General features: G+C 71.3%; 19 protein-coding genes. 5 read left to right on the top strand and 14 right to left on the bottom strand.

Annotated elements, in window-relative coordinates:
- Positions 1-361: 361 nt before the first annotated feature.
- From ACH5AO_RS06195 to ACH5AO_RS06185, 3 genes are all read left to right on the top strand, one after another.
- On the top strand, positions 362-1,936 hold the full coding sequence (locus ACH5AO_RS06195) for an MDR family MFS transporter (protein ID WP_398922865.1): 1,575 nt from the start codon (positions 362-364) through the stop codon (positions 1,934-1,936).
- A gap of 176 nt (positions 1,937-2,112) precedes the next feature.
- A complete protein-coding gene (locus tag ACH5AO_RS06190; protein WP_398922303.1) occupies positions 2,113-3,180 on the top strand; it encodes a nitrous oxide reductase family maturation protein NosD in 1,068 nt (355 codons plus the stop codon).
- Positions 3,181-3,225: 45 nt separating this feature from the next.
- The gene (locus ACH5AO_RS06185) at positions 3,226-4,254 is read left to right on the top strand and encodes a methyltransferase (RefSeq protein ID WP_398922301.1); all 1,029 of its coding nucleotides are present in this window, start codon (positions 3,226-3,228) and stop codon (positions 4,252-4,254) included.
- Positions 4,255-4,337: 83 nt separating this feature from the next.
- Here ACH5AO_RS06185 and ACH5AO_RS06180 read toward each other — a convergent pair whose 3' ends face one another.
- The 7 genes from ACH5AO_RS06180 to ACH5AO_RS06150 all read right to left on the bottom strand — a co-directional run bounded on the left by ACH5AO_RS06180 (position 4,338) and on the right by ACH5AO_RS06150 (position 9,639).
- On the bottom strand, positions 4,338-4,673 hold the full coding sequence (locus ACH5AO_RS06180; RefSeq protein WP_398922299.1) for a TcmI family type II polyketide cyclase: 336 nt from the start codon (positions 4,671-4,673) through the stop codon (positions 4,338-4,340).
- Positions 4,674-4,698: 25 nt separating this feature from the next.
- A complete protein-coding gene (locus ACH5AO_RS06175) occupies positions 4,699-5,181 on the bottom strand; it encodes an SRPBCC family protein (protein WP_398922297.1) in 483 nt (160 codons plus the stop codon).
- Positions 5,182-5,183: 2 nt separating this feature from the next.
- Positions 5,184-5,444, bottom strand: coding sequence for an acyl carrier protein (locus ACH5AO_RS06170; protein ID WP_073934959.1), 261 nt, complete (start codon positions 5,442-5,444; stop codon positions 5,184-5,186).
- 27 nt (positions 5,445-5,471) lie between these two features.
- A complete protein-coding gene (locus tag ACH5AO_RS06165; protein WP_398922295.1) occupies positions 5,472-6,716 on the bottom strand; it encodes a ketosynthase chain-length factor in 1,245 nt (414 codons plus the stop codon).
- Entirely contained in the window at positions 6,713-7,981 is a 1,269-nt protein-coding gene (locus tag ACH5AO_RS06160) for a beta-ketoacyl-[acyl-carrier-protein] synthase family protein (protein ID WP_398922293.1), read from the bottom strand. Before ACH5AO_RS06160 ends, ACH5AO_RS06165 begins: the two co-directional genes overlap by 4 nt.
- The gene (locus ACH5AO_RS06155) at positions 7,978-8,445 is read right to left on the bottom strand and encodes a cupin domain-containing protein (protein WP_398922291.1); all 468 of its coding nucleotides are present in this window, start codon (positions 8,443-8,445) and stop codon (positions 7,978-7,980) included. Before ACH5AO_RS06155 ends, ACH5AO_RS06160 begins: the two co-directional genes overlap by 4 nt.
- 69 nt (positions 8,446-8,514) lie before the next feature.
- Entirely contained in the window at positions 8,515-9,639 is a 1,125-nt protein-coding gene (locus ACH5AO_RS06150; protein WP_398922288.1) for a SchA/CurD-like domain-containing protein, read from the bottom strand.
- Positions 9,640-9,872: 233 nt separating this feature from the next.
- On the opposite strand from ACH5AO_RS06150, the gene ACH5AO_RS06145 reads away from it, so the two are divergent.
- The gene (locus ACH5AO_RS06145) at positions 9,873-11,633 is read left to right on the top strand and encodes an FAD-dependent oxidoreductase (protein ID WP_398922286.1); all 1,761 of its coding nucleotides are present in this window, start codon (positions 9,873-9,875) and stop codon (positions 11,631-11,633) included.
- 24 nt (positions 11,634-11,657) lie between these two features.
- On the opposite strand, the gene ACH5AO_RS06140 is transcribed toward ACH5AO_RS06145, so the two are convergent.
- Positions 11,658-12,626 carry a hypothetical protein gene (locus tag ACH5AO_RS06140; protein ID WP_398922283.1) on the bottom strand — a complete coding sequence of 323 codons (969 nt, stop codon included), beginning with the start codon at positions 12,624-12,626 and terminating at the stop codon, positions 11,658-11,660.
- 157 nt (positions 12,627-12,783) lie between these two features.
- Positions 12,784-14,229: a glyceraldehyde-3-phosphate dehydrogenase gene (locus tag ACH5AO_RS06135; protein ID WP_398922281.1), complete on the bottom strand. Its 1,446-nt coding sequence runs from the start codon at positions 14,227-14,229 to the stop codon at positions 12,784-12,786.
- 197 nt (positions 14,230-14,426) lie between these two features.
- On the opposite strand from ACH5AO_RS06135, the gene ACH5AO_RS06130 reads away from it, so the two are divergent.
- Positions 14,427-14,831: an SseB family protein gene (locus ACH5AO_RS06130; protein ID WP_398922279.1), complete on the top strand. Its 405-nt coding sequence runs from the start codon at positions 14,427-14,429 to the stop codon at positions 14,829-14,831.
- Positions 14,832-14,845: 14 nt separating this feature from the next.
- Here the strand turns inward: ACH5AO_RS06130 and ACH5AO_RS06125 are convergent, their stop codons facing one another.
- From ACH5AO_RS06125 to ACH5AO_RS06105, 5 genes are all read right to left on the bottom strand, one after another.
- Positions 14,846-15,235 (bottom strand): MarR family winged helix-turn-helix transcriptional regulator, encoded by a 390-nt coding sequence (locus ACH5AO_RS06125; RefSeq protein WP_398922277.1) that lies wholly within the window; start codon positions 15,233-15,235, stop codon positions 14,846-14,848.
- Positions 15,236-15,435: 200 nt separating this feature from the next.
- The gene (locus ACH5AO_RS06120; RefSeq protein ID WP_391794580.1) at positions 15,436-16,467 is read right to left on the bottom strand and encodes a LacI family DNA-binding transcriptional regulator; all 1,032 of its coding nucleotides are present in this window, start codon (positions 16,465-16,467) and stop codon (positions 15,436-15,438) included.
- Positions 16,464-17,357 (bottom strand): carbohydrate ABC transporter permease, encoded by an 894-nt coding sequence (locus ACH5AO_RS06115; RefSeq protein WP_398922275.1) that lies wholly within the window; start codon positions 17,355-17,357, stop codon positions 16,464-16,466. The genes ACH5AO_RS06120 and ACH5AO_RS06115 overlap by 4 nt, the downstream gene beginning before the upstream one ends.
- The gene (locus ACH5AO_RS06110) at positions 17,354-18,331 is read right to left on the bottom strand and encodes a carbohydrate ABC transporter permease (protein WP_398922272.1); all 978 of its coding nucleotides are present in this window, start codon (positions 18,329-18,331) and stop codon (positions 17,354-17,356) included. Before ACH5AO_RS06110 ends, ACH5AO_RS06115 begins: the two co-directional genes overlap by 4 nt.
- A complete protein-coding gene (locus ACH5AO_RS06105; RefSeq protein ID WP_398922270.1) occupies positions 18,328-19,647 on the bottom strand; it encodes an ABC transporter substrate-binding protein in 1,320 nt (439 codons plus the stop codon). Before ACH5AO_RS06105 ends, ACH5AO_RS06110 begins: the two co-directional genes overlap by 4 nt.
- Positions 19,648-19,736 lie beyond the last annotated feature (89 nt).

Here is a 19,736-nt window from a genome sequence, read left to right as displayed (position 1 = left end):
CCGGCGCGGAGCGGCCGGGGGGCCCGGGCGCCGCGCCGCGGGGGGGGGGGGGGGGGGGGGTGGGGGCGGCCGGGTGGGGGGGTTGGGGGGCGCTGCGCCCCCCCCGGCCGGAGGAAGCCGCCTTCCTCGACGTCTTCCAGGAGGTGTTCGCCCTCCTCGCCGCCGGTCTCCCGGCACCTCCCGCGTAAGTCCTCACACCGGCCGCCCGGCCTCCCGACGCGGCCGCCCCGCTGTCCGTCCCGCGCCCACGAGGGCGCGGGCACCCACCGGTGCCCGCCCCGCGCGCGTGACCGTTCGACCATCGTCCGAAAGAGATCCCGTGACCTCACCCCCGGCGCCCGCCGACGCGCCTTCCACCTCCATGACCCAACGGCAGATACTCCAGGCCATGTCGGGCCTGATGGCCGGCATGTTCGTCGCCATCCTGGCCGGCACCGTCGTCTCCAACGCCCTGCCGACGATCATCGCCGACCTGGGCGCCAGCCAGTCCTCCTACACCTGGGTCGTCACCGCCGAACTGCTGGCCATGACGGCGACGGTGCCCCTGTGGGGCAAACTGTCCGACCTGTTCAACAAGAAGCTGCTGCTCCAGCTCTCCCTGCTGATGTTCGTGGTCGGCTCGCTGCTGGCGGGCTTCTCCCACGACACGACGCTGCTGATCTTCAGCCGGGTCGTGCAGGGCATCGGCGCGGGCGGTCTGACCGCGCTCGCGCAGGTCGTCATGGCCGCCGTCATCCCGCCCCGGGAACTGGGCAGGTACTCCGGCATCTTCGGCGCCGTGTTCGCCGTCGGCACCGTGGCCGGACCGCTGATCGGCGGTGTGCTGGTGGACACCGACTGGCTGGGCTGGCGCTGGTGCTTCTTCATCGGCGTGCCGTTCGCGCTGCTGGCCATCCTCCTGCTGCAGCGCACGCTGAAGCTGCCCACCGTCAAGCGCCAGGTGAAGATCGACTGGCTCGGCGCCTTCCTGATCGTCGCCGGCGTCTGCGCGCTGCTCATCTGGGTCTCGCTGGCCGGCAACCAGTTCGACTGGGCGTCGTGGCAGACCGCCGCACTGGTGACCGGCGGCGTGCTGCTGCTGGCCCTGGCGGTCCTCGTCGAGGCCCGTACCGACGAGCCGGTCATCCCGCTCGACATCTTCAGGAACCGCACGGTCACCCTGACCACGGTGGCCAGCCTCCTGGTCGGTGTCGCCATGTTCGGCGGTACCGTCTTCCTCTCGCAGTACTTCCAGGTCTCCCTGGGCAAGTCGCCGACCGTCGCCGGTCTGATGAGCCTGCCGATGATCCTGGGCCTGCTGGTGTCGTCCACCGTCGCCGGACAGCTGATCAGCCGGACCGGCAAGTGGAAGAGCTACCTGGTGGCGGGCGCGGTCATCATGACCGCCGGCCTCGCGCTGCTCTCCCTGATCGACGCGGACACGCACTTCGGACTGCTCAGCCTGTACATGGCCGTCCTCGGCGTCGGCGTCGGCATGCTGATGCAGAACCTGGTGCTCGCCGCGCAGAACGACGTCCCCGCGGCCGAACTGGGCGCCGCGACCTCGGTGCTGTCCTTCTTCCGCAGCATGGGCGGCACGATCGGCACCAGCGTCCTCGGCGCGATCCTCGCCAACCGGGTCGCCGACGAGATGGCCAAGGGGATGGAGAAGGCGGGCGCCGCCACAGGGGCCGAGGGCGGCTCGGGCGGCGGGCACAGCGTCCCGGACATGAGCACGCTGCCCGCCCCGATGCGGGAGATCGTGGAGCACGCCTACGGTGTCGCCACCGCCGACCTGTTCCTCGTCGCCACGCCCTTCGCGCTGCTCGCCCTGGTCGCCGTCGTGTTCCTGAAGGAGAAGCCGCTGAAGACCACCAGCGGCCTGGAACGCCTCGCCGAGGAGTCCGCCACCGCGGACACCACGCCCGACGAGGACCGGACGACGCCCGTCGCCTGAGCCACGACCCGGCCGACGGGACCCGCCGGACCGGAAGGGGCCGCCCGACGACGGGCGGCCCCTTCCGGCGTCCACGGGAGCGCGTCCGGCCGGGTGATCACCCGTCGGGCGCGGGCCTCGGTCCACCTGGGTGATCACCGGTGGCGGGGCTCGACCCCCGCTCATAGCTTCGGCTCATGAACAAACGACATGTCACCCTCCTCGCCTGTAGCGCCGTCGCCGTGGCCGCGGGGCTGGGTGCCGCCCCGGCGGCCCACCAGCCGACCGTGCACCGCGTACAGCCCGGGCAGTCGATCCAGAAGGCCGTGGACGCCGCGAAACCGGGGGACACCGTCCTCCTCTCGCCCGGCACCTACCGGCAGAGCGTCGACGTCAAGGTGGCGGACCTGACCCTGCGCGGCAACGGCGCCGGCCGCACCGTACTGGTGCCCGCCGCGGACGCTGCCGAGAGCGAGAACGCCTGCGCCAAGGCCGGCAACGGCATCTGTGTCACCGGCACCGACAAGAGCCCGCTCCAGGGCGTCACCGTACGGTCGCTGACGGTACGGGGATTCACCGAGAACGGGCTGTGGGCCACCGGCACCGACGGGCTGAGGGTCGAGCAGGTGACGGCGGAGAAGAACGGCCAGTGGGGCATCGCCGAGGAACGCTCCGTGCACAGCGTGCTCAGCCACAACCTCGTCCGGGACAACGGCGACGCCGGGCTGTTCGTGGCCAACACCGTCGACACCGAGGAAGGCGCCCGGGACGCGGAGAGAACCGTGATCCGTTACAACCGGATGGACGGCAACCGGGTCGGCGTCACCGTGCGCCGGCTGCGGAACCTGACCGTCGACCACAACGAGGCCACCGGCAACTGCGCCGCCGTCTTCGTGGTGGGCGACGAGACCGAGCCGCGCGCCGGCGACCTGCGCGTGACGCGCAACTACGTCCACACCAACAACAAGTACTGCCCCAAGACGCCCCGGCTGCCCTTCCTGCAGGGGTCGGGCATCGTCCTCACCGGCACCGAGGAGGCCCTGGTCGCCTACAACCGGGTCGAGGACAACAAGGGCACCTCCCCGCTGTCCGGCGGCATCGTGCTCTTCAAGAGCCTCGTCGGCGTCCCCAGCGAACGCAACGACATCCGCGACAACCTGCTGACCGGCAACAGCCCGGCCGACCTGGCAGACCGGGACACCGCCGAGAACAACACCTTCAGCCGCAACACCTGCACGCTCTCCGAGCCCGCGGGCATGTGCTGACCGGCCCGCCCCACCACCTGCACGACAGCGGAAGCGAGGCAACGCATGACCACCGTTGATCCGGCTCCCCCACCGCCCATGCGGCTGCGGGAGCTCGTTTTCGGGGCGGCGTGCGCCGCCGCCGTACGCGCGGCCGTCCGCCTGGGCGTGGCGGACGCGCTGGACGACACCCCCATGACCGTCGACGACCTGGCGACGGCGGTGAAGACCCAGCCGCACACCCTGCGGAGGCTGCTGCGCGCCCTGTCCTGCCAGGGCGTCTTCGCCGAGAACCCCGACGGCACCTTCGAGCACACCGAGATGTCCCGGCTGCTGCGCGAGGACGACCCGCACAGCCTGCGGTACATCGCCCTGTGGTGCACCGAACCGTGGACCTGGAACGTCTGGCCGCTGCTCGACGAGGCGGTCCGCTCGGGCGGCAACGTCTTCGAGGACGTGTACGGCCAGGAGTTCTTCACCCACCTCAACGAGTCGGCCCCCGAGTCCGCCCACGTGTTCAACCGGGCCATGACGACGTCCAGCGAGCAGTCCGCGCGCGACGTGGCCCGGCTGCTCGACCTGGACGACGCCTCCTCCGTCGCGGACATCGGAGGCGGCCAGGGACACGTCCTGGCCGCCCTCCTGGAGAAGCACCCCCACCTCCACGGCACCCTGCTCGACCTGCCGGGCGTCGTCGAGAACGCCGACCCGCGGCTGCGCGAGGGCGGCTCGCTCGCCGACCGGGCCGAGGTCGTGGCCCGGGACTGCCGCGAGGGCATCCCCGTCCGGGCGGACGTGTACATCATCAAGAACGTCCTGGAGTGGGACGACGACAGCACCCGCCGGGTGCTCGCGGGCGTCCGCGCGGCGGCACGGCCCAAAGCCCGCGTCGTCGTCATCGAGAACCTCGTCGACGACACCCCGTCGATGCGGTTCACCACCGCCATGGACCTGCTGCTGCTCCTCAACGTCGGTGGCGCCAAGCACACCCGGCAGAGCATGGTCGACCGGCTGACCGGCGCGGGACTCGTCATCGACGGCGTCAGCCCGGTCAACGCCTACCTCCACGCCTTCGAGTGCACCGTCCCCGGCTGACCGGGGACACACCGACGACCCCGAGGCCGCCGGCTCCGCGACTGACGCGGGACCGGCGGCCTCGGGATCGTCTGGCCGCCCGCTCAGGAGCCGGCACTCCGCTCCCAGCGGTAGAAGCACCGCGCCATGGCGTCCTTGGGACTGCGCCACGTGGCCGGGTCGTACGGGCTGACGTACGCCTCCAGCCGCTCGCTGATGCCGCGGAACTCGGGGTGTCCGGCGACCTTCGCGATCGCGGGCGCAGGGTCCTGCTCGGACTCGACGAGGTGCAGGTACAGGTCGTCCCCGAACTGGAAGAGGCTGCGCCGGCTGACCCCGATCAGATGGGGGAGTTCACCCCGGTCGGAGGCGGCGAACACGTCGGCGATGTCCGGTGCCGAGCCGGGCTTCATCCGGGCGACGATGAGGGCGTGGTGCATCGGTTTTCCTTTCCTGGACCGGTGCTCAGCGCGAGGACGCGACGGACGCGCCCTCGCTGTCGCGGGCGACCTGCTCGATCCGGTCCCGGATGAGGGCCAGCTGCGTACGGGAGTTGCGGTTGATGTTGTCCGTCATCCAGTCGTCGTCGACCGGGGCGTCGGGCTTCATCGCGAAGTCCTGGATCCAGCGCATCTGCACACCGCTCGGCAGTTCCGCGTACTCCCACACGATGTCCATGTGGGCGAACGGACCCGTCTCGACACGGCGGGCACGGACCGTGCGCTTCTCGCGGTCCGGGGTGCGTTCCGACACCCAGCTCCACACCTTGCCGTTCTCGTCCGGGTGCATGGTGAGCCGGAACCTCGTCGTGGCGCCCTCACGGGCGAGGACCTCCACGGACGCGTACTCGCTGAACAGCCGCGGCCAGTTCTCCAGGTCGTTGGTCATCTCCCACACGAGGTCGAAGGGAGCGTCGATGGTGATGCTGTTCTCGGTGTGTCCGGCCACTTTCAGGCTCCAGCCGTGAGGGTGCTGTTGACGAGGTTCAGGAACTCCCGCGGCGTCCGGCAGCGCTCCGAGTCGGGGGGGAGCGACGCGCCGTACCGGTTCTCCAGCTCGCCGACGATGCCGAGCAGGCCGAGCGAGTCGAGGCCGAAGACGTCGAAGGGGGACTCCGCGGAGTCCTTCAGTTCCTCGGGATCGACGGTGATGCCGGCCGCCTGCTTCATCAGCGCGGCCAGCTCGTCGAAGGTCACTTCGGTGGTGATCATGGGTGACTGCTCCTTCCCCGCCCGTTCCTACCGGGCGGAATCGTCACCGCGGCGCACGACCAGCGCCGCGTTGGAGCCCATCAGTCCCCTGCTGAGGACGAGGGCGGTACGCAGCTCGGCGGGGCGAGCGCGCGACATCACCAGGTCGAGGTCGTGGCAGATGTCGAACACGTTGGGTGTCGGGGGCACCTGGCCGTGTTCCAGGGCGAGCACCGCGGCCACCGTGTCCAGCACGGGCGCCGCGCAGTGGGCGCGGCCGAAGCCCGTCTTGGGCGCCGTGACCGGGACGCGGGTGCCGTGCGCGCCGAGCGCGTCGGCGATCGCCAGCGCCTCGGCGCGGTCCGCCGCGGGAACACCCATGGCGTCGGCGAACACGACGTCGATCTCCTCCGGCGCGCAGCCCGCCTCGTCGAGGGCGCCGCGGATCGCGCGGGCCAGGCCCTCCCGGGACTCCGCCCAGCGGGAGGCCCCGGTGAACGTGGCGGCGTGACCGGCCACGACGGCCCGTACGGGCACCCCGCGGTCACGGGCGCGCTGCTCGTCCTCGACGACGAGCAGCGCGCCGCCCTCGGCGGGTACGAAGCCGCACGCCTTCTCGGTGAACGGGCGGTAGGCGCGGGCGGGGTCGTCGAGGGTGCTGAGCTCGGGGTAGCCGAGCTGGCACACCATCGAGTACGGGGCCAGCGGCGCCTCCGTGGCCCCCACGACCATGACGTCGGTGCCGCGGCCCACGGCCCGGCTCGCGTGCGCGAGGCAGTCCAGACCGCCCGCCTCGTCGCTCGCCACCACCCCGCAGGGCCCCTTGAGGCCGCCGCGGATGGAGATCTGGCCGGTGCTCGCGGCGTAGAACCAGGCGATGGACTGGTAGGGGCCGACGAACTTGGGGCCCTTGCCCCACAGTTTCTGCAGCTCGCGCTGGCCGAACTCGCCGCCGCCCGAGCCGGCGGCGGTGACCACGCCGACCGAGAACGGATCGGCGGGTTCGCCGCCGAGTCCGGCGTCGTCGAGGGCGAGGGCGGCGGCGGCCATCGCGAAGTGGCTGAACCGGTCGGTCTGCACCAGGAACCGGTCCTCGATGATGGCCGAGGGGTCGAAGGCCCGGACCTCGCCCGCCACCCGCAGCGGCAGATGGTCACAGCCCTCGCGGCTGATCAGGTCCAGCACGCTGAGACCTTCGCGGACGGACTTCCAGTAGGCGTCGGTCCGCAGTCCGTTGGGCGCGACCACACCGATGCCGGTGACGGCCGCGCGCCCGGGGCGCCGATTGCTCATCGTGTCCTCCCACCCGTCCCGGACAGCAGCACCGCGGACTGGAAACCGCCGAATCCGCTGCCGACGGAGAGCACGTGGTTCAGCTTCCGCGGGCGGGCGGTGCGCGGCACGTAGTCCAGGTCGCACTCGGGGTCGGGGGTCTCGTAGTTCGCCGTGGGCGGTACCACCTGGTGCTTCAGCGCGAGGACGCAGGCGACCACCTCGATCGCGCCGATCGCGCCCAGCGAGTGCCCCACCATCGACTTGATGGAGCTCATGGGCGTCTTGTAAGCGTGCGCGCCCAGGGACCGCTTCACGGCGGCCGTCTCGTGCCGGTCGTTCTGCCGGGTGCCGGAGCCGTGCGCGTTGACGTAGTCGATCAGTGTGGGGTCGATGCGGGCCTGGTCGAGCGTGGTGTCGATCGCCCGGGCCATCTCCAGCCCCTCACTGGTCAGACCGGTCATGTGGTAGGCGTTGCCGTAGGTGGCGTAGCCGCTGATCTCGCAGAGGATCTCCGCGCCGCGGGCCCGCGCGTGCTCGTACTCCTCCAGGACGAGCACGGCCGCGCCCTCACCCATCACGAAGCCGTCGCGGTGGGCGTCGAAGGGCCGGGAGGCGTGCTCGGGGTCGTCGTTGTTGGGCGACGTCGCCTTGATGGCGTCGAAGCAGGCCATCGTGATCGGTGAGATCGGCGAGTCCGACGCCCCGGCGACGCAGACGTCGGCCCGGCCCTCGGCGATGGTGTGGAAGGCGTAGCCGACCGCGTCGAGCCCGGAGGTGCAGCCGGTGGAGACGGTCTGCACCGGACCCCGGGCGTCGAACCGCTCGGCGACGACCGAGGCGAGGGTGCTCGGCGAGAACGCCAGGTGCAGCTTCGGCTCGGCCTGCCGGTGGTCCACGTCCCAGCGCCGGCCGCCCTCGCTGACGAGCACGTAGTCGTGTTCCAGCCGGGTGGTGCCGCCGACCGCGCTGCCCAGCGAGACCGCGGTGCGCCACGGGTCCATGGTCCCGGTGTCGAGTCCGGAGTCGCGCACGGCCTCGGCGGCGGCGACCACGGCGAACTGGATGTACCGGTCCGCGTGCCGGCACAGGTCCGCGTCCAGGCCGTGCTCGTACGGGTCGAAGTCGCACTCGGCGGCTATGCGCGAGCGCAGGCCCGCCGGATCGAACAGGGAGATGCCGCGGGTCGCGGTGCGGCCGGCTGTCAGAAGATCCCAGAACGCCGTCGCTCCGATGCCGCCGGGAGCGACCACACCTGTACCGGTGACGGCCACCCGGCGGGTCATTTTATGGCCTCGCTCGGCTCGGCCGTCCGGCCGTGCTCGGGACCGCCGACCTTCAACTGGGGCCCGGAGACGGCGTTTTCGGTCTCCTCGGTGTCGACGTGACCGAGGCTCGGATGCGGGGCGAGCGGGCCCAGGTGGAACACCATGCGCGCCTCCTGGTCGCCGACGTTGCGGAAGCGGTGCCGCATGTCGATCGGGATCATCAGTCCCTGCTCGGCGCGGAGCGCGAACGGCTCGCCGTCCAGGTCCACTTCGAGCGCGCCGCTGACCACGTACACGAACTCCTCGGAGTACGGGTGGTAGTGCTCGCCGATGCGCTCGCCGGGCTTGATGATCGCCAGACCCATGAAGCCGCTGGTGGAGCCCACGGTGGCCGGGGTGAGCAGGGTCCTGAGGTCACCTCCGCGCCGTCGGTTGGGTTCCGTCTCGCTCAGGTCCACGATGCGTGGATGCTGTTGGGACATGGTTGTTACCTCCGGGTGTGCCGGTGACGTCCGGGCGGGCACGGCCGCGGACGTCACCGCGGTCGGCCGTCAGGAATCCGCGGAGCTGCGGTCGGTGACGGGCATCATGTCGGCGTGCGCCAGGAGCCGGTTGAGGTTGCGCTCCGAGTCCAGGGAGCCCTCGACGCCGATCGCGGCGCCGTCCAGGAGACGCTCCAGCTCGGCCGCCCCGCCCGGTGCCTTGACGCCGAGGGCGGCGGCGGGGTCGAGATCGAGCTCGCCGGTGACGTCGATCATGCGGACCACGACGTCGTCGCGCTGGAAGACGGTGCTCGCGTACACCGGGCTGTCCGGGTCGCCCGCCGCGGCCTCGTCCTGGCGGGCGAGGAACCGGGCCAGCTCCAGGCCGTGGTCCGCCACGGCCGGGTAGTACAGCATGTGCCGCCGCAGGCCGGCGGGTTCCGGTCGGTCGGTCACCACGTGCTGCATGGCCGGGAGCGCCGCCCGGGTGAAGAACACCCGCGCGGAGTCGGAGTCGGACAGATCCCGGTCCTGCTCCAGATAGGGGTTGATGGCCTCCTCCACCGCCTGGACCTCGGGCTGGCTGGCCACGTGACACAGGGTGGCCAGCAGGTCGCCCTCCACCTCCACCGCCCGCACGACGCGGTTGCCGTGCATGAAGAGGGAGGTGCGGTGCAGCCGCGTGGTGCCGTTGATGCGAGTCTCGGGCGCGTCGTAATTGGCCAGGATGTCCACGACCTTGGACTCGGAGCCCGGCTTCACGGTGAAGGTGAGGGCGTGGCGGGTGATCCCGGCGCCCACGCGTGCCGCCTTCTGCAGGCCCGCCCTCGCGGCTTCCGGAGTGAGCGGCTGCTCCGGGTGGGTCTCGCGCAGGACGCTGTAGCGCATCGACCGGGTGTCCCGGACACAGCTGTGCATCGGCCGGACGATCTGGATGTGCTCCTCGCTGTTCACCCACGCGAGGAACGGCAGGGCGCTCTCCCACTCGCTGGTGATGAGCCACTGCGAGGGGTTCTCGATCGACTGGCACAGCTGGTCACTGATGTGGCCGGGAACGGACGCGACCTTGTTGCGCATGTGCTCGTACGCCTCGAGGAACTGTTCCTGGGCTCCTTCGTACAGGTCCAGGAGCAGGATCACCCGCAACCTCGAGCCGTCGAACGCCGACTGCGAAATGCGTGCCGACATGGTCATCCGGCGCACCTCTCCTCTTCTTCGGAAGGTCGGGCAACGACCGCCGTGTCCGAAGGTCCGGGGTCGCCATGAGTCGATCGTTGACGTGACTTTCCGGTGTGCGCGAGCGACACGGGGCAGGCGGGTGAACCACGTGCCATCCGGGTGCCGCCGGGACGCGGACCGGCCCGCACCGGGCATGAAAGGTGCGTCCTGTTCCACAGCCCGTCGAGGGCGATGCTGGAGGCGTTTCAATGAATCGATCGGATACGGCCGGCCGGGCGGATCACCGCACGCCGGTCCTCATCGTGGGCGGCTCCCTGGTGGGGCTGTCCATGTCCCTGTTCCTGGGGCGTCTCGGCGTGCCGCACACGCTCGTCGAACGCCACGCGGGCACGTCGATCCACCCGCGCGGGCGGGGGAACAACGTACGCACCATGGAGCTGTTCCGGACGGCCGGGCTCGAGCAGCGCATCGGCCGGGCCGCGTCGGTCCTGGCGGAGAACCACGGCATCTGGCAGACCCCGAGCCTGGCGGGCGACGAGGGCGAGTGGCTGCTCCAGGAGATCGACCCCGGCGGCGGGCTCGCCCGCTTCAGCCCCAGCGGATGGTGCCTGTGCAGCCAGAACGACCTGGAACCGGTGCTCCTCGAGGGCGCCCGCGAACTCGGCGGGGACCTGCGCTTCGGGATGGAGATGATGTCCTTCGACCAGGACGCCGAGGGCGTGACGGTACTGGTCAAGAGCCGGGAGACCGGCGAGCACACCAGGATCCGGGCGGACTACCTCGTCGCCGCCGACGGTCCGCGCAGTCCCGTCCGCGAGGCGCTGGGCATCGGACAGAACGGCCCCGGCGACCTGTTCCACAACGTGAGCCTCACGTTCACCTCCCGCGGTCTCGCCGGAGTCGTCGGGGACCGGCGGTTCATCGTCTGCTACCTGACCAACCCGGAGGCCGACGGCGCCCTGCTGCCGGTCGACAACCGGGAGCACTGGGTGTTCCACGCCCCCTGGCACCCCGAGCACGGCGAAACCCTCGAGGAGTTCACCGACGAGCGGTGCGTCGCCCACATCCGCAAGGCCGTCGGCGTGCCGGACCTCGACGTGGAGATCACCGGCCGGGCCGCCTGGCACGCCGCCGAGCGGGTCGCCGAACGGTACGCGGACGGCCGGGTGTTCCTGGCCGGCGACTCGGCCCACGAGATGTCGCCCACCGGGGCGTTCGGCTCCAACACCGGCATCCAGGACGCCCACAACCTCGCCTGGAAGCTGGCCGCCGTGCTCGGCGGCTGGGCCGCGCCCGGCCTGCTGGAGTCCTACGACGCCGAACGCCGGCCCGTCGCGGAGGCGACCAGCGCCCGTGCCTCCTCCCGCTCGAGCGAGCACAGCCACCCCGGGTACACGCCGGCCCCCGGCGCCCCCGCCCCCGGCGGCCCTGGAGCCGGTGGTCCCGGAGCCGGAGCCGGAGCCGGTCGTCCCGGCGGTCCCGGCGGCCCTGGAGTCGGTGGTCCCGGTGGCCCCGGCGGTCCCGGGATGAAGCCGGGCGGCATCCTCAACGTGGCGCTCTGCTACCGCTATCCGCGCGGCGCGGTGCTGGGCGCCGACCCGGCGACGCCGGTCATCCCCGACGGGGTGATGCTGACCGGCGAGCCCGGCAGCCGCGCCCCGCACGTGTGGCTGGACCGCTCCGGCACCCGGATCTCCACGCTCGACCTGTACGAGCGGTCGTGCGTGCTGCTGAGTTCCGCGAACGGCACCTGTGACTGGCACACCGCGGCGGCGAAGGTCGCGCGGGACCTGTCCGTACCGCTCGACGCGTACCGGGTGGGCGAAGGACCCGACGCGGAACTGACTCCCGAGGACGGTGCCGACTGGGCCCGGGCGCACGGGATCACCGCGGACGGCGCGGTACTGGTCCGCCCCGACGGCTTCGTCGCCTGGCGCTCCGAGGGGCCCGTACCGGACCCGGCGGCGGTGTTGCGGGAGGCCGTCACCACCGTTCTGGCACGGAGCTGACGGGAGAGCGGCGGCCGGCGGGCGTCACGCTCCGCCGACGCCGCCCTGCCGTCCCCGTTCCGCCTTGGACTGGTGCTGTTCGAACCGCTGGAGCGCGGGCCCGTCGGCGTTCCACGGCCAGGGCGTGACCGTGCCCTGCAGCGTCTCGAACACGGGGTGCGCGTCGACGGCGCGTCCGGCCGCGCACAACGCGTACGCCAGCACGTTCAGATCGGCCTGCGCCGCCGCGTGCTGGAAGAAGCCCGGCTTCGCCCACAGCGCGGCCGCCTGCTCCAGCGCGGCGGCGATCTGCCCGCCCTCCCACAGCTGGCCGGCCGTCATGGCCCGCACCCCGCCCTGTGCCAGCAACCCCTGGTACTGCCGCACGGCGGCGGTCAACTCGACCGCCGCACACGGCGCGTTGGCCGGGATGCGGGTGCGCACCACGTCGACGAAGTCGAGGACGGCCGCGCTGGACCCCCCTTCCTCCGGCGACAGGTAGGCGAGCATCTGCAGATACGCCTCACGGTGCCAGCGGTCGCGTCCGGTGGCCTCCCGCCAGATGGCGTTGACGTCGTTCTGGCCGTAGCGCTCGATCCGCGACACACCGAGCAGGACCACCCACGGCAGCGGGTCCTCCGGTCTTCGCTCGGCGGCCTGGTGGCACCGGGAGACCAGCTGTCCGGCGTCCTCCAGACGTCCGTCCCGCAGACCGCGCGCCAGCTCGGTCCAGGAGTGGAACAGCAGGGCGTCCGCGCTCTGCGGCTCCTTGCCCAGCCACGCCGCCGCGATCTCCGCGTCGGCCGTCGCCTCGGCCAGTACGGACACCCGGTGACCGCGGCGGTCCCAGTCGTCCCCCGCCTCCTTCAGCAAGGAGGACACGAGGGTCACGTCCGCGGCCTTGCCGCCTCCGTTCCGCTTGCTCAACCGCCCCAGTACGCGCGCCAGCTCGGCGTCGTCGAGGGCGGGCACGATACGGGGGCGTCTGCTGGTGCGACTGCTGAAGAGGGCCATGCCGGAAGACTAGGAACTTCACGGGCCCCGGCAACCCGGACGGGATGATCGTTACCGATCTGCCCCTTACCGCCGGTACCGCGGGCAGACCGGGGCGGGGCCGGGCATCTCGCCGGTCCCGCCCCGCCGCGTCCGTTCCGTTTGCCGGCTTCCCGGGTCAGACCGCCGGGGCCGGGTACGTCGGGTACTCCACACCGGAAACGTACTGGACGACCCGGACGACCTGGCAGGAATAGCCGAACTCGTTGTCGTACCAGAGGTAGAGGATCGCGTTGTCGCCCTCGACCTTCAGCGCGCCGGCGTCGACGATCGAGGCGTGGCGCGAGCCGATGAAGTCGCTGGAGACCGCGTCGGGGGCGCTGGTGAAGTCGATCTGGCGCTTGAGCGGCGAGGTCAGCGACACGTTGCGCAGGTGCTCCAGGACCTCCTGACGGTCGGTCGCGCGGCCCAGCTGGAGGTTGAGGATCGCGATCGAGACGTCCGGCACGGGGACCCGGATCGAGCTGCCGGTGATGGTCGCCTCGAGGTCGGGCAGCGCCTTGGCGACGGCCGAGGCGGCACCCGTCTCGGTGATCACCATGTTCAGCGGCGCGGACCGGCCGCGACGCTCGGACTTGTGGTAATTGTCCAGCAGGTTCTGGTCGTTGGTGAACGAGTGCACCGTCTCCACGTGCCCGCGCAGCACCCCGTACTCGTCCGCCATCGCCTTCAGCGGCGGCACGATCGCGTTGGTGGTGCAGGAAGCGCAGGACAGGATCCGCTCGTCCGGCTTGAGGGTGTCGTGGTTGACGCCGTGCACGATGTTGGGCACGTCGCCCTTGCCGGGCGCGGTGAGCACCACCTTGTCGATGCCGGGGCGCAGGTGCTGCGAAAGCCCTTCGCGGTCGCGCCACTTGCCGGTGTTGTCGATGAGGATGGCGTCCTTGACGCCGTACGCCGTGTAGTCGATCTCCGTCGGGTCGTCGGCGTAGATCACCTTGACGGTGTTGCCGTTGGCGGTGATCGTGCTGTTCGCCTCGTCGACGGTGATGGTGCCCTGGAACTGGCCGTGCACGGAGTCGCGGCGCAGCAGCGAGGCCCGCTTGACGATGTCCTGCTCGCCGCCCCGGCGGACCACGATCGCGCGCAGGCGCAGCCCGTTGCCGGATCCCGCCTTCTCGATGAGCAGCCGGGCCAGGAGGCGGCCGATGCGGCCGAAGCCGTAGAGGACGACGTCGCGCGGCTCACGGCGCTCGATCTTGTCGGCGCCGGTCGCGCCGGCGACGGCCTCGGCGGTGAACTCCTCGACGGACAGGCCCCGGTCGTCGGCGCGGTGGGCCTCGGCGAGCAGGCCGATGTCGATCTGCGAGGGGCCGAGGTCGAGGGTGGTGAGCGCCTGGAGGAAGGGAAGCGTCTCGGTGACCGAGAGCTCCTCCCCGGCGATCTGCCGGGCGAAGCGGTGGGTCTTGAGGATGCTGACCACCGACTTGTTCACCAAGGAGCGGCTGTGCAGCAGGACGGTCACGTCCCGCTCCCGGTGCAGCTTCCCGATGATCGGGATCATCGACTCCGCGATCTCCTCGCGGTGCTTCCAATGGGTGAACGAGTCTTCGTTGACAGTCACAGGTCCATCTTTCGAGCTAGAGGGTGCTCATATGATAGCCATGCGGATCATCGGGGCCGGAGGGGGTGCCGGAAGGAGGTGAGCGGACCGGTGCCCGCAGGGTTGCGCGACATGCGAACGGGTACGCGTGCAGCACCGTGCCGGGGCCGGATCTGTCCCGGGCGGGCCGTACGACCGCCGCTACCAGGGAATCTGTCATGGAAACACCCGCGCACGAGAACAACGCCCCCACGCCCGCGCAGCGGGCCCTGGACGCCCTGTCGGAGAACACCGAGGACACGATGGCACTGGACGCCCTCGCCAACAGCGACGTACTGATCCCGGTGCCGGACGACGCGGGCGAGGAGGAGGCCGCCGACCCCGGCGCGGTCGCCCTTCCGGTGCTGGAACAGCCGGGCGGCACCCAGGTGGTGCCCGTGTTCACGTCCGAACTGGAGATGGCCGGACTGCTGCCGTTCGTCTCCCGCTACCGGCTCGTCCCGCTCGGCGCGCTCGCCGCCCAGTGGCCGGCCGAGGACCTGTCCCTCACCATCGACGGCAGCTCCGAGCACCGTCTGACGCTCACCTCGGAAGGGGTGCGCACGCTGCTGGCCCGCCCGTAGGTCCGGTCCGGGCCCTACGCGCCCAGGGCGCGGGCGAGCGCGGCGCGCTGTACCGGCAGCACCTCGGCGTGCAGCTCACGCCCTTCCGGTGTGAGCTGCACGTACACCCCGCGCCGGTCCTCCAGGCACATGCTGCGCTCCACCAGGCCGTCCTTCTCCAGGCGGGCGATGAGGCGGGACAGCGCGCTCTGGCTGAGGTGGACCCGGCCCACCAGGTTCTGCACCCGGCACTGCTCGCCGTCGGGGGGCGTGGTGGTCGCGAGCAGATCGAGCACCTCGAAGTCGGAGGCGCCCAGACCGTACGGATGCAGCGCGCGGTCGATCTCGCCCAGGGTGCGCGCGTGCACCGCGAGGATGTCGCGCCACCGTTCCTCGAGCTTCGCGTCGGCCGTCTCCGCTGCCATACCCGAACGGTAACACTTGTCCGACATTCAATGAATGCGCAACAAACGTGCGATGGCAGCCCTTTACGGCAGACCGGGCGGGCGCGTCCCGGAACGGACCGGCGAGGCCGCGGTCCGGCCCTCGTGCAGAGGCCGTCGGCGCCCCGCCCCGAGCGGGACCCGGAACCGTGCTTCCGCCGGGCCGGGACCCCGTACGGAACCTACGTCGAGTCCCGCTTCACCAACTCCGTCGGCAGGATCACCGCCGCCGGGTCCTCGCCGCCGATCTGTGCCAGCAGCACCCGCACCATCTCCGTGCTGATGCGGTCCCACGGCTGGCGGATCGTGGTGAGCCGCGGACTCGCGGCGACGGCCGCGGGGGAGTCGTCGAAGCCGCCGACCGCGACGTCCTCGGGCACCCGGCGCCCCGCCCGGTGCAGCGCGGTGAGCACGCCCTGCGCCATCAGGTCGGAGGCGACGAACACCGCGTCCACGTCCGGGGCCCGCGCCAGCAGCCGCTCGGCGCCCGCCTCACCGCTGGCCCGGCTGTAGTCGCCGGAGACGACGAGCCGTTCGTCGGCCTCGACGCCCGCCTCGGCGAGCACCTCCCGGTACCCGGCCAGGCGCTCCACACCACCGGGGGTGTCGAGCGGACCGGTCACCACCCCGATCCGGCGCCGGCCCAGCGCCAGCAGGTGCCGCACCATGTCGCGGGCGCCGTCCCGGTCGTCGGCGGCCACGTAACTCACCTTCGAGCCCAGCCCGATCGGCTTGCCGCACGCGACCAGCGGCACCCCCGCCGCCCGCAGCTCCTCCGCCACCGGGTCGCCGGAGTGGCTGGACACCAGCAGCACCCCGTCGACGTGCCCGGCGGTGATGTACCGGGTGATGCGCCGCCGTTCGTCGTCCGTGCCGGCCAGCATCAGCAGCAACGGGACGTCGTGCGCGGCCAGCGCCTGTGTGCACCCGCGCAGCAGGACGTTGAAGTTGGGGTCCTCGAAGAACCGCTCCTGGGGCTCGGTGAGCAGGAAGCCCACCGAGTCGGAGCGGCCGGTGATCAGCGAGCGGGCGTGCCGGTTGACGACGTAGCCCGTCTTGCGGATGGCGGCGTCGACCGCCTGGGCCGCGGCGGGGCTGACGTAGTGGCCGCCGTTGAGCACCCGCGAGACGGTGCCGCGCGAGACACCGGCCTCGCGCGCCACGTCGTGGATCGTCGGCGGCTTGCGCCTGCCCCCCGTGTTGCTCATGGTCATGACTTTACGGCCCCGGAGAGCAGATCCAGACTCCAGAACCGCTGGACGACCAGGAACAGCGCGACCAGCGGGAACACGGCGAGGAACGCGCCCGTGATCACCAGGGTGTACAGCGCCGGGGTGTTGGCGCCCTGTTCGAGCAGGGTGTGCAGGCCGAGGGTGATCGGGAACTTTTCGTCGTCGCTGAGCATGATGTACGGCAGCAGGAAGTTGTTCCAGACCGCCACGAACTGGAACAGGAAGACCGTCACCAGGCCGGGCAGCATCATCGGCAGCGCGACCCGGGTGAAGATCCGCCACTCGCCCGCGCCGTCCATCCGCCCGGCCTCCACCACATCGGCCGGCACCGCGGCCGCGGCGTAGATCCGCGCGAGGTAGACGCCGTACGGGGAGAGGATCTGCGGCAGCAGCACGGACAGGTAGGAGTCCGTGAGGTCCACCTGCGCCAGTAGTAGGTACTGCGGGACGGCGAGGATCACCGGCGGCATCAGCACGCCCGCGAGCAGCACGTTGAACAGCGTCTCGCGGCCCCGGAAGCGGTAGACCGCCAGCGCGTAGCCGCTGACCGCCGACACGCACGTCGACAGCAGCGCGCCCGCTCCGGCGTACAGGGCGGAGTTGCCCATCCACTGCCAGTAGACGCCGTCGCGGTAGGCACTGAGGTCGGAGAGGTTGTCGGCGAGGCCGGTGCCGGGCCAGAACGTAAAGGTGGAGAAGAGTTCCGAGCCGGACTTGGTGGACGCGATGACCACCCAGGCGACCGGCAGCAGGCAGTACAGCGCGCCGAGCAGCAGCGTCACGGTCGGGACCAGTGCGGCCCGGCGGGGGCGCGCCGGGCCGCGGGCGGTGCCGGCCGCGGGCTCGGCCTCGGGCAGGGCGAGGGAGCTCATCGTGCGGCCTCCTGCTTCTCGCGCCGGTTCGTCGCCCGCAGGAAGCCGAAGGACAGCACCAGGGTGGCGAGCGCGATGAGGGTCGCCTGGGCGGCGGCCGCGTGGATGTCGCCGGTGCCGAAGGCGTCCTGGTACACCTTCATCAGCGGACTCCAGGTGGTGGAGACGGAATTGGTGAGGGGTTTGAGGACGGTCGGTTCGCTGAACACCTGGAGCGTCGCGATGACCGAGAAGAAGAAGGTCAGCACCAGCGAGGGCGCCACCATCGGGATCTTGATCCGCAGCGCGATCTGCAGCGGGGTGGCGCCGTCCAGCTTCGCCGCCTCGTACACCTCGGCGGGGACGGCCCGCAGCGCGGTGTAGATGACGATCATGTTGAAGCCGGTGCCGCCCCAGACCGCGATGTTCGACAGCGCCAGGTACAGCGGCCCGCCGTCCAGCAGGTCCGGCTGCGGCAGACCGAGCCGGTCGAGCACGAAGTAGAACGGGCTCACGTCCGGCAGGTACAGGAAGCCCCACAGCAGGGCCGCCACCACACCGGGGACGGCGTACGGCAGGAAGATCGCGAGCCGGGTGAAGGGGGCGAGCCGCACCTTCTCGGAGTCGAGCATCAGCGCGAACAGCAGCGCCAGGCCCAGCATGACCGGCACCACGATGCAGCCGTAACCGAGCACGCGCAGCGCGCCGTCCAGCAGCTCGCTGTCGGACAGGGCGCCGGTGTAGTTCTCCAGACCGGCCCAGACCTCGTCGCGGGCACCGGCCCCGAGGCCGAGGCCGGACACCTGCACCTTGCGGAAGCTGAGCCAGACGGCGTACCCGATGGGCAGCGCGAAGAACAGGAGGAACAGGAGGGTCGCGGGGATCAGGAAGAAGTAGGGGGCGCTTCGCGCTCGTTTGAGGGCAGTGGTGGGGGACGGGTGGCCGTACGGGGCCCCCTCGGCCCCGTACGGCGTCCGGCGGGCCGGGGACTTCACTCCGCGACTCCGAAGCCCTGCTTCTTCAGGTCGGCGACCGTGTCCTGCTGCATGGTGGCCAGGGCGGCGGTGAAGTCCGACTTGTTCTTCGCGGCGGCGCCGAAGGCGTCCTTGAACGTCGTGTAGGCGACGTTGACGTTCGGTCCCCAGGCGGACGGCGCGGTGGTCTTCGCGATCGCGGCGGCCTTCTCGTAGAAGTCGGGCTGGTTGGCGAAGTACTCCGGCGGGTTGGTGAAGGCGCCGCTGAGCTGGGCCGAGGTGGAGGCCGGGTAGATGCCGCCCTCCTTCGCCAGCGCGTTCAGCGCGTCGCCGTCGGTGTTCAGCCAGGCGGCGAACTTGGCGGCGGCCTCCTTGTGCTCCGAGTCGGTGGTGACACCGGTGGAGGAGCCGCCCCAGCTCCCGGTGCGGTTCTCGCCCTCGCTCCACTGGGGGAGCGGGGCCATGGCCCACTTGCCCTTGGTGTCGGGCGCGGCCGTGGTCAGCGTGCCCGGCGCCCACACCGCGCTCACCCACGCGATCTGCTTGCCGGTGTTGAGCGCCTTGTTCCAGGCCGGGGTGTACATCGGCTGGTTGTCGACGGCGCCCTCCTTCACCAGGCCGCCCCAGAACTCGGCGACCTTCTTCGTCGCCGCGTCGTCGATGCCGACCTTCCACTTGTCGCCGGAGGTGGTCCACCACCGGGCGCCGGCCTGCTGGGCGAGGCCCGCGAACAGGCCGGAGTCGTTGGCGGAGAAGGTGGTCAGGTCCTTGTCGGGGGCCTTCTTCTTCAGCTCGCGCGCGGTCTCGGCGAACTCCTCCCAGGTGGCCGGGACGGAGAGCCCGTACTCCTTGAACAGGTCGGCGCGGTAGTAGAACATCATCGGCCCGATGTCCTGCGGGACCGCGTAGACGGCGTCCGTGCCGAGGGTGGTCTGCTGCCAGACGCCCTCGGCGAACTCGCTCTTCGCGTCGCCCACGGTGTCCGCTATGTCGGCGAGAGCGTCATTGCTGACCAGTGTGGGCAGTGCCTGGTACTCCGCCTGCACCAGGTCGGGCGCCTTGCCGGCCTTGTGCGCGGTGAGGATCTTGGTGACCAGCGTGTCGCCGGACGCCTGCTTCTTCACCGTGACGGTGATCCGCTCCTTCTTGCCGGGCCCCTTGTTCCACAGGTCGACGACCTTGTCCATGCCGGGGGTCCAGGTCCAGTACGTCAGTGAGACCGGGCCCGACTCCGCCCCGCCGTCGTCGGACGACGAGCCGCAGGCGGCGAGTGCGGTGGCGCCGAGCGTGACGGCGACGGCGGAACTCACGAGGCGACGGCGCTTCGTGTACGGCATGGAACTCTCCCCTGACCTGGGCCCTCGCCTGCTGCGAAGACCAGCCGTGCTTCTGTGAGCGTTCACAGTAGAGAAACATCCCGGACACT

It is taken from the genome of Streptomyces sp. NPDC018964, assembly GCF_044390325.1.
GTDB lineage: Bacteria > Actinomycetota > Actinomycetes > Streptomycetales > Streptomycetaceae > Streptomyces.
This window is presented reverse-complemented; position numbering and strand designations above follow the sequence as displayed.